Raw genomic sequence first — 13,392 nt, 5'->3', positions numbered from 1 at the left:
TCCTATCTCCAAGGCAAGAGCATGCGCTCAGCAAACGAAAGACCGATGTCGCAGGCGAGAGCTATCAGCGCAGTCAACAGCGAGCCAACGAGGATCTTCTCCATATGCTCTTGATTGACTCCGATGAGGATGATCGTTCCGAGCCCTCCGCCGCCGATGAACGCGGCAATCGTCGCCACACCGATCGAGGTGACCAGGGCCAGACGAAAGCCTGACATGATCAAGGGCAGGGCAAGCGGAAATTCGACCCGCAACAAGCGCTGGCGCCGACTGTAGCCCATGCCATCCGCCGCATCCAGAATCTCTCTTGGAGCGCTCCTGAACCCCGTCTCGACATTGCGCAGGATGATCAGGAAGGCGTAGGCGGAAAGGCTTATGAACGCGGGCCTGAAACCGAGGCCGACGAGCGGAATAAGAATGGCGAACATCGCCAGGCTCGGGATCACATAGATCAGATTGGCAATCGCCATGACGGCTGCGTGCAGTCGCGGGCGGCTGACCGTCATTGCGCCAACCAGAACCGCCAGGATAAGGGCCGCAAGCGTCGAGCTCACGGAGAGGAGAAGGTGTTGGCCGATGGCCATTAAAATCTCGTCGACGTGCTTCGGTGCCCAGTTCAAGCCGGCCTTCCCCTTTCAGATCGGACGGAACCTACAAACCGAGCCTAACAAGAAATTCCTTGGCGACATCGGCCGGTTCTTCTTTGTCGCGATCGACCTCCGCGTTCAGCGCCCGCATATTTTCGCTCGTCAGCAGCGGGCTGACCTTGTTCAGGACCTCAGCAAGCTGCGGGTTCTTCGCGATTACATCCTGACGAACGACGGGAGCGAGATAGTAGGGTGGCCAAAGATGCTTGTCGTCATCGAGAACGACCAGTTGCTTATCGGCGATTTGCCAGTCGGTACCGAAGCCGATCGACACGTCGATATTGCCTGCCAGCAGCGCTGTATATCGGAAATTCGGGCTCGCAAAATTTTTGAATTCCCTGAATTCGATGTTGTAGGCTTTTTTCAGACCGGGCAGTCCGTCGGCGCGGTTCGAATAGCCAGCCTCTGCACCAAAAACCAGTTCCTTCGACACGGCGCTCAAATCAGACAGAGTCTTCAACTTGAACTTTTCCGCTAAATCCGGCTTCACGATCATCGCGTAACCATTGTTGACATTCGTGGGTGTCAGCCAAGTCAGCTGAAATTTCGCTTCATAGAAGGCCTTCACGTCTCCAAAGATCTTCTCCGCCGACCCCGTCAAATCGCCTTTGACAACGGAGGCCATCGCAGTGCCGGTATATTCGGGGTACAGGTCGATATCGCCATGCACCAGGGCAGCTTGAGCGATCGCGGTGGCTCCGAGGTTGAGATGGCGTTCCACAGTGAAGCCGGCCTTCTCGAGAGCCTGCGCGTAGATTTCGGCTACGACAAATTGCTCAGTAAAGTTTTTGCTGCCGATTTTAATGGTCGCAGCGTTTGCCTCACCGAACAGCGATAGTGTGAGCGCCAATGCTACGCCTGCAATTCGAAGTTCCATCTGTTTTCCTCCGGCTGTCGTTCGATTTTACATCTAGAGATCAGCCGCGACGGAGAGATGTAGAGCAGGCAAACATCTGTTTCCGTCATATGCAACAAATGACGCGCTATTTGCCACCGGCGGCGCCAATGTGGGTCTTCGCTCTCGTATACGCCTTCACGATGTCCTCGGCGATCGTCTGTATCACCGGCAGGTTCCTCGATTTCGAGCGGTACACGATAAAGGTGGCTTCCTCGTCAGGCACAACCGGCGTTGACAACCTGACCAACTGGCCGGTCGCTACCCACGGCTTTGCGAGATGTTCGGGAAGAATACCGACGAAGCGACCGCTCAAGATGAGTTCGAGGCCTGCTTCCAGATCGTTCGCAATCGCAGTAGACCGCCCACCGCGCAGCAGCCGTTGCTCCCGCCGAAGATACGCACGTGCCACGACATCGAGGTCCGCAAGGTCCGTCGCCTTCGCTTCCTCCGGCGTCTGCGCGAGCGTGTGTCGAGCGGCGGCATAAAGAGCAAAACGATGCATTCCAACCGGCCGATATGAGAGCCCTGCCAACCCACTATTGGAACAGGTCACCGCGACATTGGCACGGCGCGTTGCGACCGCCTCCTCCGCCTCCTCCGAGCTTGCGCTCCTGACATTCAGCGTCACGCAACCGGGGCGATCCGCAAACTTCCCGAGCGCCTGCGCCAATGGGTTGCCGTCTTCGAGATAAACGCCGTGCATGATGCAAATGTCGATCGAGCCTGTCAGCGTGCCCTTCGCCGTCGAAATCTGCGCGCGAAACAAATCCAGCGCATCGAGAAGTTCGATCGTCGCGCGATACACGGTCTCGCCATAGGACGTTATACTAAACCCGGAGCGGCCGCGTTCGCACAATCTCACCGTCAGGCGGGCCTCCAAATCCGAAAGGTGCTTGCTGATTGCTGACCGTCCAATGCCCAGCGTGTATTCGGCCGCCGACAACCCGCCGCATTCGACTACGCATTTGAATATCCGCAACAGCCGGATGTCGACGTCGTGCAGCGGCGGAATCGCGTGATTTTGAACGTTCATGGCATTTCACCCGTCCCAGGGGCACACCGCATCATTTGCCGTTACTATCTGACCAGGCGGCCAACGCACCGAAAACGATGCGAATAACCTGCCCAATTGCCGCCATCGCCTCGCGACCACCGTCAGTAGGCGCCGCACCGGGGCTGTGCGCGGTCGTATCCTCGACAGCCATACTCGGAACTACGATCATGCCGACGGTCATTCTCGTCATGGGCGCCTGCGCGCCTCCGGATTTACGCATGAGCTTGAACTCCTCATCAGGCTCGCTTTTTCCTGTCGCCGCACGGTCTGTCGGCCAAGGCCGGCAAAGAGGTTAGAAGGTCGAGCAGGTTTCGGTTTCTCTTGGCTTTCAGGACCGCGTTACGCCCCGCGCAGCCACCACTAGGGTCGTTACGGGGCATGCCGTGGGCATGGCTCAAGTTGCCTGACGCCATGGGCCTCATTCACCGGCAGCGAAAACGCCCTTGATCGCGGTCGCGATTTCATCGCAGTGCGTCTCGAGGGCAAAATGTCCGGTATCGAAGAACCGAATGTCTGCATTCGGGATGTCGCGCTTGAACGCCTCGGCGCCGGGCGGGAGGAAGAACGGATCGTTTCTGCCCCACACTGCCAGGAAACGCGGCTTGTTCGTGCGGAAGTATTTTTGAAATTCCGGATAGAGCGCTAAGTTGCTCTTATAATCGCCAAAGAGGTCAAGTTGCGCATCCGCGGCGCCGTCTCGCGTCAGGTAATAGTTATCCAGGCTATGGCCGTCCGGCGAAACCAGCGTCACGTCAGGAACGCCGTGGGTATACTGCCAAATCGTAGTCTCCGGCGCGAGAAACGCCTTCAGCACATCCCGGTTGGCCTGCGACGGCTCGTTCCAGTAGTCCCTGATCGGGTTCCAGCCCTCGCTTAGGCCTTCTTCATAGGCGTTTCCGTTCTGAGAGATAATGCCGGTGATGCGATCCGGATGCCACGATGCGATGCGAAAGCCAGTCGGCGCGCCATAATCGAACACGTAGATGGCAAAGCGCGTCAGACCGATCACCTCGGTGAAGCGGTCGATGACCTTGGCGAGGTTATCGAACGAGTAGGTAAAGTCTCCGTGCGGGCGCAAATCGGTCTGGCCGAAGCCCGGCAGATCCGGGGCGACGAGATGAAACGTGTCAGCCAGCGCCGGAATGAGATCACGAAACATGTGACCGGCACTTGGAAAGCCGTGAAGCAGCAGGATCGTCGGTTTCGACCGATCCCCCGCCTCGCGGTAAAAGACACCCAAGCCGTCGACGTCGACTTTATGGAAACGCACCCTCGTCATCGGTTCATCCTTCCGTTGTAACCTGTCCAATAACATTTTAAGGGTTACAACGGATAAGCTAACTGGTCAACATGTTTTTAAGCGGTTACGCATTAATTACTGCAAGACGCGTGGCGAACTTACAGAGAGCCGCCGCGAAGTCTGTTTCGAAGTAGGAAATCAATGTTGAAGTCTTGGAAATCGATGTTGCCGCATCAAGGCGTGATAAGATTTGATCGGCTCAGCCCATGATGAATCAAGCAGGGAAATAGATCGATGCCCCGTCTCCTTTCCGTGAACGTTGGCCGACCGAGAGACGTTATCGGACACGGACGAATGATCCGCACCGCGATCTGGAAAACCCCAGTCGACGGCCGAGTGATGGCAAGGCAGTTGAACATCGATGGTGATGAGCAAGCGGATCTTGCAGGCCACGGCGGCGAACAGCGGGCCGTTCTCGTCTATCAGCTTCAGTCCTACCGGTTCTGGGAGGAGTTGCTTGCGCGCGCGCCGATGGAGCCGGGTCAATTCGGCGAGAACCTGACCGTCGACGGCATGCCGGACGACGAGGTTTGTATCGGGGACCAATATCGCATCGGACAGGCGCTCTTCGAGGTCTCGCAGCCACGGGTCACCTGCCATAAACTCGGAGTGCGGCTTGGCCGCAACGACATGCCGTCGCTCCTCGTCAGCCACCGAAGGCCCGGCTTCTATATGCGGGTCATCGAAGAGGGCGAGCTTGGCGTAGGCGATCGGATCGAAAAAATCGCCTCCGGTCCTCACGCCATGACAGTCGCCTCAGTCAACAGCCTGCTTTACAGCCCCGAGCATCCGGAAGATCAATTGCAGAAGGCTGCAAAGCTCGAAGCGTTAAGCCCTGGCTGGCGGCAATCCTTCGAAGTGCTTCTTGCAGCTTCCGGTAAATCACAGGGAAATCCCGGATTAAGGCCGGAGCCACGAGCGGCGCCGGCGTGGTCTGGCTTCCGCGATTTCAAGGTCATTGGTCTTTATGACGAGACGGCTGATGTCAAAACGTTTGAACTTGCAGCGGCGGACCGCAGGCCGCTGCCGAAGCCAAAAGCGGGACAGCACGTGGTACTGCGGTTGCCAGCAGGAGACCAAAATAGTCTCATCCGTTCCTATTCGTTATCCGGCGACCCGCAGAGCTCGCACTATAGAATCAGCGTAAAGCGCGAGTCGGGCGGGCTGGCGGGCACTTATTTGCACGAGCGGATCGGTTTGGGTGACATCCTCGAGGTCAGTGCTCCGCGTGGCGCCTTCATCCTCGAACCCATGAGTTCGGGCCCCGTTACTTTCATCAGCGCCGGGATAGGGATTACGCCGGTTCTCTCGATGCTCCACGCGGTCCTCGCGGAACGACCGACCGGAGAGGGTATCTGGTGGATCCACGGCGCTCGCGACAGATTGCATCACGCCTTTGCGGAGGAAACCCATCGGCTGCTGGGGAATGCATCGAAAGCGCTCGCCCGCACGGTCTTCAGCCAACCCACATCCGACGATCGCCGCGGGACCGATTACGACGTTGCCGGCCACATCGACCTGCAACTGATTCGGGCGATGGGCATACCAAAGTACTCGCAGTTCTACCTCTGCGGGCCACAAGCATTCCTTCGAGATATTTGCGAGGGATTGCAGGAATGGGGCGTCGTGACGGACGACATCCATGTTGAGACGTTCGGTTCGGCGCTTCGATTTGGCCCCGATGTTCCTCCCCATCCTCCGGTTCTGGCAGAAGGCGCCGGTCCGGCGGTGACATTCCTGAAGAGCAATCTCACGGTCCGCTGGGATAGTCGGTACCCATCCATTCTGGACCTCGCGGAAGCGTGCTCGGTGCCGGTTACCTGGTCCTGTCGCGCGGGCGTCTGTCATCGCTGTGAGACGGCTGTTGTTGACGGAATGATCGACTATTCACCTGCGCCGATCGACCCGCCCCAACCGGGGGTGATTTTGATTTGCTGCGCCAAACCGACTGCAGATCTGCAACTCGACCTGTAACTGCCGTACAAATCACGAAACCTCTCTGGGCCTTGTTGACAGGTTACTCTCGTTCATATAACCTGCATTCGTTATTTAGCCAGGTTACTTTAGGAGGAGCAACCGCAATGACCTGCGACGTCTCGAACGCGGTGAACGGAAAAGAGCTGGCGGCCGATTCAGGAGTGATGTCGGGTGTCCTGACGATGAGAGCGGGCGCGACGCCCCAAAAGATCGATGATAGACAGCTCGACAAGGGGGCCGCCCCCTTGATTTCGGGCTCGACGGCCGGCGCAGCAGACGCCGACCCCTCCGACTTCAAGGCTGCAATGCGTCTTCTGGCTGGCGGTACCGTTGTGGTGACGGTCGGCGCTGGAGATGAACGAACTGGATTTACCGCCACGTCAGTGGTTTCTTTGTCAGCTGAGCCACCGAGGCTGATGTTTGGGATCAGCAAGACTTCTTCGTCATGGGAGGTGCTGTGTGGGTCCGGCACGTTCGCCGTGAACTTGCTGCGAGATGAAGACAAACCGGTGGCCGACCGCTTTGCAGGGCGTGGCGGCGTAAAGGGAAAAGATCGCTATGCGGGCCAGGAATGGCGGGTACGAAAGACCGGCGTTCCGACTTTGACGGGTGCCATTGCAGGATTTGATTGCGAGGTCGAGGAATTTTTGTTCCGCTACGACCATGTCATTGTCATCGGAAGGGTCAGGGAAGCCTGGACTGGCTCCGCGGCGCAGCCTCTCGTTTACTGGCAGGGAGACTACAGATCACTAGAATGACGATATCGCCGCGGCGTCGTTTTTTAGCGGCACTTTTGCCGTGACCACCGCGGGAGAGCGTTCCATCCGCCCTCCCGTTTGGTATCCGACATTGAACAGGATGAACTTGAAGATCATACTGTTGAAAAGGGCGATGGCAGAGCGGCCGCCGCCCCTCTTCTAACGACAATCAATTGGCCCGCGCGCGATGTGCGGCCTGCTTGGCACGGTTACCGCACACGGCCATGCTGCACCACCGCCGGCGCCTTCCGCGGGTGCGGTCTATGAACAGCAGCGTGCAATCGTGCCCTTCGCAGGCTTTGATATCGGTAAATTCTTCCGTACAGACGAGTTGGCCCATTGCCTCGGCGATTGGTGCCAGCAGTGTTTCCGGTGACTTCCATCGACGCTGCCTGTCCCATTGAAGACGAGGCTTGGAGCGTTCGTCTTCCGCGATAGTGATCTGGATGAACTGCTCATCCCTTGCCAATAGCCGGTTCAAGGGCTCCAGCTCAGTGATCGCCTTCGCGCTCAACGGTTTGCCCTTATGCTCAAGCACAAAGCTGCGAAACCATTCGCGCAGCGAGCGGGCGTGTGATGCCACGGAATCGAGTTCACCGGGCATCGCGTTGTTCGCAATAGCTTCGAGCGTCCGTTCCGGCACCAGATCTGCCTCCCGCAACCATTGGATCAGACCAGCGCCGTCGCCCAGCCATTCAACGGGCCTGTCGACCGGCGTCGCAACGGAGTTCAGAAAATCAAGGCCGACAGCATCCGCGACGAAGATTGCCGGTGGGTTGGGTAGGACCATATTCGCCTCTTATTTTTCGATTCATCGCGTAACCGCTCCGCCCATCCATCAAAAGCGCATCACACACTTGAGATAACTCACTAACCTCCGAAAATCTAGTAGCATGGTTACTTACGTAACGACGATGATGCGTCTTCATATCGTGCGGCATGTCGAATTGCGGAGAGGTCGATAGGACAAACCGAGACACGGGATCGCTGCCCCTTTTCCGGATGGGGGGCTGGCAATCCAAAAGCCGTGGCCGGCCGCTATGGCCCCCACCAGTGGATTGTTTCACCCGGGTGGAGCTGCAAAACCTCGTGGGCGCTCGCAGGTACATGACTGTGAAGTGGCATGCACCGGTCTTGCCAAGCCGCGGCCAGCGAAACAGTGAATTTATTCGCTGGTGATTCTCACGCTACTTCTGTGTGCAGCATGGACCGCCCTACGGAGTCCGCTCGTCCTTCGAGAGATCACCGATTTCGGTCTGTTGCCTGATCTGCGACCTGATGTTTCCGGCCAGTGGATGTGAGCGGCTTTTCGCCGAGATAACCTCATGCAGGCGCTCGGGCAGGCGCAGCTCGATCTTGAGCACTACTTAGCCCATTCTTAGGAGCAGATTATGTCAACGACAAGCAAGCGAGCCACGGTCATTCTGGTTCATGGTGCGTGGGCGGACGGATCGAGTTGGGAAAAGGTGATAGGGCCTTTGCAAGACCTCAGCTTCGAGGTCCTGGCGGCACCGATCCCCATGACCTCGCTCAGCGACGATGTTGCGGCCGTCAAGCGGTTCCTGGACCGCGCCTCGGCACCTGCCGTTCTGGTGGGACATGCTTATGCAGGCGCGGTCGTATCTTCCATCGACGATGATCGGGTTAGATCGGTCGTTCTTATCGCCGCGCTGGCTCCGGCTGTCGGGGAAACGGTGGCTGACGTTTTCTATCGCGAAGAGCTTGATGAGCACGCCCCATCGCTGGCTCCCGATCTCTACGAATATATTTGGATGCCGGAAGAGGGTTTTCAGAAGGCCTTCGCGCAAAACGCAACGGACGAAGAGAAGACAGTTCTTTCAGCGATTCAGCGTCCGATCGCGCTTGCTTGTATCAAGGAGGCGATCACTCACACGAACTGGAGCCAAAAGCCCAGCTGGTATCTTCTTGCGGAGCAGGACCGAATGATCAAGCCATCCGTGCAACGCTTCATCGCAGAACGGATGAAGGCGAAGATCCGGCGGATTTCCTGCGACCACACGCCTTCGATCACCGAGCCACGCGCAGTGGTTGAGATTATTGCGGAAGCCGTCACAGATCACGAAATCCCAAAGTAAAGTGATGTCCGGCCGCCGGTTGTCATTCCAATTAATGGAATGATCCATTCCGCTAAATCCGGATTGTCGTCATGTAACCTCTTTATTAATTTTATTTCGGTTACAACCGAGGCTGACAAGGGAGGCAGATATGACGGCGACAAGATATAAATTGGTCGGGGTCGGCGGCATCGACATCTTTTACAGAGAGGCCGGGTTGGCCGGAGCGCCGGAGATCCTACTTTTGCACGGATTTCCCACAGCCAGTCACATGTTCCGCGACCTGATAGGGGTGCTTGGTTCGCATTTCCACGTCGTAGCTCCCGATCTTCCGGGGTTCGGACGTTCGGAAATGCCGCCGAGAGGCTTTACCTATTCCTTCGCCAATCTGGCAACGACAATGACTTCATTTGCCGAGGTAATAGGTCTTTCGCATTTTGCGATTTATGTTTTTGACTATGGTGCGCCGGTTGGTCTTCGCATGGCGGTCGAGCATCCGGAAAGGATTTCGGCGATCATTTCCCAGAATGGAAATGCCTATGAAGAGGGATTGGGCAGCGGCTGGGAGCCGATGAAGGCCTATTGGCAGGCGCCCACCGAAGAGTTTCGCAATTCGCTGCGCGCCGCCTTCAGCCCGTCAGCAACACGCTATCAATATGAAGAAGGCGTCTGCGATTTGACGCTGATCAGCCCGGACGCGCAGACCCTCGATAACTATTATCTCGCGCGGCCGGGTGCGCACGAACCACAGCTCGATTACTTCACGGACTATGGCGACAATGTCGCGCTTTATCCGGTATTCCAGCGATATTTCCGGGAACATCAACCACCGATCCTGGCGATCTGGGGTGAGCGCGATCCTTATTTCGTGCCGGCTGGCGCGATGGCCTTTGGAGGCGATGTGCCGGACGCCGAAATCAAGTTTCTGCCGACGGGACATTTCGCACTGGAGAGCCACGGCGACGAAATCGCCGCAGACATCATCGATTTCATGAACAGGAAAGTAGCCACCACCGACCGGTCTTTCGGGCCGATCCAGGCAGCGAACACGTGAAAGGATATAGGAATGGCAAACCGCCGAATGATCATGAGTGCATTCTTCTTTAATCCCCAGGGCGACCACCGGATGTCATGGCGTCATCCGGGTGCCCCCGGCAAAGAGATATTCGGCCTGGACTACTTCCGCCGCCTTGCAGGGGCGGCCGAGGAAGCAAAGATGGACGCGATCTTCCTGGCCGACCACGTGGCGATCTGGGATAGTTACGAAAGCAATATCGCGCATTATGCCAACACGCGTCTTGAACCCTTGACGCTGCTCTCCGCACTGGCTGCCGTCACGAGCAACATCGGCCTGATATCGACAGCCTCGGCCTCATACACCGAGCCCTATAATCTTGCGCGAACATTTGCCTCGCTTGATCACATCAGTGGTGGCCGGTCAGCGTGGAATGTCGTTACCTCGGGCATGAACGAGGAGGCGATGAACTTCGGCCGCGATGGCAATATCGAACATGCTTATCGCTATGAGCGTGCGGCCGAGTTTCTGGAGACCGCCAAGGCTCTCTGGGACAGCATCGAGGAGGAAGCACTGCTGTTCGACAAGCGGTCGGGCTTCTTTGCCGATCCAGCTCGTGTTCACCGCATCAATCACGTGGGCAAGCATTTCAAGGTGCGCGGGCCTCTGAACGTACCGCGACCGCCGCAAGGCTATCCGATCATCGTCCAGGCCGGCTCGTCAGAAGACGGCAAAGTGCTGGCGGCAAAGCATGCCGAGATCAACTTTTCCCTTTCCCGTTCGATCGAAGAGGGAAAAAAATATCGGGCGGACTTCGATGCGCGGCTGATCACCAACGGCCGGACACCGGACAGCTTGAAAATCCTTCCGGGCATCCTGCCGATTGTCGCAGCTTCGGCGTCCGAGGCCGAGGAAAAAAGGGACTTTCTGGAAAGCCTCACTCCTCCTCGTCTCGCAGTCGATCTGGTTTCAAGCTGGGTCGGCAAGGACCTTTCCTCGTTTCCGGCAGACGGGCCCGTACCCGAACTGCCTGACGAAGGCACCTTTAACGGCCAGCGGACCAATCTTATTCGCGTCAAGGCAATGGCTGCGCAGGGCATGACGATCCGCCAGATCGCAAGCCAGGTCGCCAAGGCTGGAACCGCCCCGGTGATGGCGGGAACGCCGAAGCAGATCGCCGATGAAATGGAAGCCTGGTTCATCGAGGGTGCGGCGGACGGTTTCAACCTGATGTTCCCGGTTCTTCCGGGGGACTGGCAGGATTTTACGCGGGATGTGGCGCCGGAGCTTCAGCGTCGGGGTTTAGTTCAGCGGGAATACGCGCCGGGCACGTTGCGTGACAAACTCGGTCTGCAGCGGCCGGCGAACATGTTCGTCTCTGCGCGCTGACAGCCTGGATTTCTTTCGATAACAAAGAAATGCCGAGACCCTGTTCTTGGGTCCCGGCATTCATGATTCAGGGCAAGAGGTTCACATGGATCGCTGGTCGTCAATGCGAATATTCGTGAAAGTTGCCGAAGAGAGCAGTTTCGCCGAGGCGGCGCGTAAGCTGAACATGAGCCCTCCGGCGGTGACGCGAGCCGTTGCGTTCCTGGAAGAGGTGACGGGGGCACGCCTTTTCATTCGGACGACACGAGCGGTGAATTTGACGGAAGCTGGCGAACGCTATCTGCGCGATTGTCAGCGGATCCTCATGGAGATCAGCGAAGCCGAAGCCGCGGCCGGTGGCGTTCACGCGCGTCCGAGCGGCTATCTCTTCGTGACGGCTCCTGTGATTTTCGGAAATATCCACGTCACGCCGATTTTGACCGCATTCCTTCGAGAATATGAGGGCGTGACCGCAAGGACATTATTTGTGGATCGTCTCGTCAACATTGTTGATGAAGGTGTCGATGTCGCCATCCGCATCGGACACTTGGAGGATTCCGGCTTGAGCGCGATCCGGGTCGGAGCTGTGCGCCGGGTATTATGCGCCGCCCCTTCCTATTTGGCAGCCGCGGGGATTCCGGCCAGGCCAGCCGAACTGCCAAGACATAACATCATTGCTGCGGTTCCGGGCGGCAACGGCGTTGAATGGCATTTCGGTCGGAACGGGGAAACAAGCGTTAGCCTTCGTCCACGGCTCTTTTGCAACACCAATGAGGCAGCCATGCGTGCCGCCATCGATGGTTGGGGAGTAGCCAGGCTTCTCTCGTATCAGATCGAGGGCGAACAGGCGCGGGACGAGCTGCAGATCGTTCTTGCCGACTTCGAGGAAGATCCATTGCCCGTACATGTCGTGCATCCGGAAGGTCGCCTCACCTCTGCGAAAACCCGTGCTTTTGTCGATTTCGTGGTGGCCCGTCTGCGGACAACCGCGGCTCTTAACTCTCACTGAGAGATGCGGAGAGGCGCCGGTCTCGCTTACGACGGCGTTCCGCATAATGTAATAATCCATTCCGACGAATCGATCTTAAGCTATCGCAGCGACGAAAGATAATAGCCTCCAGCCAACATAGGAGGCAGCGATGAAACTGATCTGGCTTACTCTTCTCGACTATTGCTTGCTAGCAAAGCTCTACCTCTTGCTGTTGTGGGATCAGCAGTGCGGATGCTCCGATGTCCATCGTGAGGGAGTGCGGAAGGCGGAGTTCCCAAACGGCTGAAATGTGCCGTCGAACAAGGCGCTGCAATCCTGCCAATGGCGGATTTTGTAAATGATGAGAGCTGGAGTAGCGCAATGGAAAATCAGCGGGATCGCAGCGATCGGGGTCGATTGCGCGAGATGCAAGACGGGCCCTGGCACGAGGGGGAGCTTGCGCTGCAGGCAAAAGCTGGCGCAGTGGAGAAGATGGCCGCCATCGGAGACAGGTACATAAGGCCCCATCTGACTGAGCAGCATCGCAGTTTTTTCCCCGAGCTGCCTTTCCTGGTGATTGGGACGGTCGATGACGATGGCTACCCCTGGGCAACGATACGCGACGGCAGCAAAGGGTTCCTGTGCTCTCCGGACGAGTGGTCGCTGGTTGCGAATATAGGGATCGACACGAGCGATCCGGCGGAAGCTGGCCTTCACGCGGAAGCAGCCATCGGCTGGCTCGGAATACAGCTGGAGACCCGCCGCAGAAATCGCGTCAATGGCGTGTTGCGATCGCGCACCGACCGGGATTTTGAATTGTCGGTGGAACATACGTTCGGGAATTGCCCACGCTATATTCAGCAACGCGAGGAAGTGATCTCCGATGAACATGAGGAGCCAGGCGAGCCATTGGCTATCTCAATTGCTGAGATTCGCCGGATCGTAGAGATTGCTGATACGTTTTTCGTTGCTTCGTATGTGGATGACGATATTAAAAACCGTCACGTCGACGTGTCCCATCGCGGGGGACAGTCAGGTTTTGTGCGTTTCGGGGTCGAGGGCGAGCTCACAATTCCCGACTACAATGGGAACCATTATTTCAACACGCTCGGCAACATACTGACAAATCCGTCGGCTGGGCTGGTTTTCCCTGACTTCTCGAGCGGCGCGCTCCTCCAGATGACGGGCCGGGCGGCGGTACTCCTTGATAGCGAGGAAATGACGCAATTCCCGGGGGCCGAGAGATTGTGGCGCTTCAGCCCCGCGAAGACGATTTACCGACGGGCAGCGCTTCGGACGCGGTTCCGCAACAGAACTGAAAGATAGCACT

The 13,392-nt window shown here is 57.6% G+C and carries 13 protein-coding genes; 7 read left to right on the top strand and 6 right to left on the bottom strand.

The window, feature by feature from the left end; all coding sequences use genetic code 11:
- Positions 1–2: 2 nt before the first annotated feature.
- From QEO92_RS28320 to QEO92_RS28300, 5 genes are all read right to left on the bottom strand, one after another.
- The gene (locus tag QEO92_RS28320; RefSeq protein ID WP_227705500.1) at positions 3–584 is read right to left on the bottom strand and encodes an ABC transporter permease; all 582 of its coding nucleotides are present in this window, start codon (positions 582–584) and stop codon (positions 3–5) included.
- A 67-nt stretch (positions 585–651) separates the two neighbouring features.
- The gene (locus tag QEO92_RS28315; protein WP_227705499.1) at positions 652–1,524 is read right to left on the bottom strand and encodes a glycine betaine ABC transporter substrate-binding protein; all 873 of its coding nucleotides are present in this window, start codon (positions 1,522–1,524) and stop codon (positions 652–654) included.
- A 106-nt stretch (positions 1,525–1,630) separates the two neighbouring features.
- A complete protein-coding gene (locus tag QEO92_RS28310) occupies positions 1,631–2,578 on the bottom strand; it encodes a LysR family transcriptional regulator (protein ID WP_227705498.1) in 948 nt (315 codons plus the stop codon).
- 31 nt (positions 2,579–2,609) lie between these two features.
- Positions 2,610–2,819: a hypothetical protein gene (locus tag QEO92_RS28305; protein WP_227705497.1), complete on the bottom strand. Its 210-nt coding sequence runs from the start codon at positions 2,817–2,819 to the stop codon at positions 2,610–2,612.
- Between the two features lie 198 nt (positions 2,820–3,017).
- Positions 3,018–3,878 carry an alpha/beta fold hydrolase gene (locus tag QEO92_RS28300; RefSeq protein ID WP_227705496.1) on the bottom strand — a complete coding sequence of 287 codons (861 nt, stop codon included), beginning with the start codon at positions 3,876–3,878 and terminating at the stop codon, positions 3,018–3,020.
- 315 nt (positions 3,879–4,193) lie between these two features.
- On the opposite strand from QEO92_RS28300, the gene QEO92_RS28295 reads away from it, so the two are divergent.
- Both QEO92_RS28295 and QEO92_RS28290 read left to right on the top strand, forming a co-directional pair.
- Positions 4,194–5,873 (top strand): MOSC domain-containing protein, encoded by a 1,680-nt coding sequence (locus tag QEO92_RS28295; RefSeq protein WP_341871466.1) that lies wholly within the window; start codon positions 4,194–4,196, stop codon positions 5,871–5,873.
- Between the two features lie 107 nt (positions 5,874–5,980).
- Positions 5,981–6,634: a flavin reductase family protein gene (locus QEO92_RS28290; protein WP_227705494.1), complete on the top strand. Its 654-nt coding sequence runs from the start codon at positions 5,981–5,983 to the stop codon at positions 6,632–6,634.
- A 169-nt stretch (positions 6,635–6,803) separates the two neighbouring features.
- Here the strand turns inward: QEO92_RS28290 and QEO92_RS28285 are convergent, their stop codons facing one another.
- Positions 6,804–7,424, bottom strand: a complete 621-nt coding sequence (locus tag QEO92_RS28285) for a CGNR zinc finger domain-containing protein (RefSeq protein ID WP_227705493.1) — start codon at positions 7,422–7,424, stop codon at positions 6,804–6,806.
- Between the two features lie 601 nt (positions 7,425–8,025).
- Here QEO92_RS28285 and QEO92_RS28280 point away from each other — a divergent pair.
- From QEO92_RS28280 to QEO92_RS28260, 5 genes are all read left to right on the top strand, one after another.
- Entirely contained in the window at positions 8,026–8,730 is a 705-nt protein-coding gene (locus QEO92_RS28280) for an alpha/beta fold hydrolase (protein ID WP_227705492.1), read from the top strand.
- A 130-nt stretch (positions 8,731–8,860) separates the two neighbouring features.
- Positions 8,861–9,763 carry an alpha/beta fold hydrolase gene (locus QEO92_RS28275; RefSeq protein ID WP_227705491.1) on the top strand — a complete coding sequence of 301 codons (903 nt, stop codon included), beginning with the start codon at positions 8,861–8,863 and terminating at the stop codon, positions 9,761–9,763.
- A 12-nt stretch (positions 9,764–9,775) separates the two neighbouring features.
- Positions 9,776–11,113 carry an LLM class flavin-dependent oxidoreductase gene (locus QEO92_RS28270; RefSeq protein ID WP_227705490.1) on the top strand — a complete coding sequence of 446 codons (1,338 nt, stop codon included), beginning with the start codon at positions 9,776–9,778 and terminating at the stop codon, positions 11,111–11,113.
- A gap of 85 nt (positions 11,114–11,198) precedes the next feature.
- Positions 11,199–12,101, top strand: a complete 903-nt coding sequence (locus tag QEO92_RS28265; protein ID WP_227705489.1) for a LysR family transcriptional regulator — start codon at positions 11,199–11,201, stop codon at positions 12,099–12,101.
- Between the two features lie 342 nt (positions 12,102–12,443).
- Positions 12,444–13,388: a pyridoxamine 5'-phosphate oxidase family protein gene (locus QEO92_RS28260; protein WP_227705488.1), complete on the top strand. Its 945-nt coding sequence runs from the start codon at positions 12,444–12,446 to the stop codon at positions 13,386–13,388.
- Positions 13,389–13,392 lie beyond the last annotated feature (4 nt).

The organism is Neorhizobium petrolearium, assembly GCF_029854435.1.
GTDB lineage: Bacteria > Pseudomonadota > Alphaproteobacteria > Rhizobiales > Rhizobiaceae > Neorhizobium > Neorhizobium petrolearium.
Note: the sequence above shows the minus strand (reverse complement) of the source record. Positions and strands in the feature narration are given on the sequence as shown.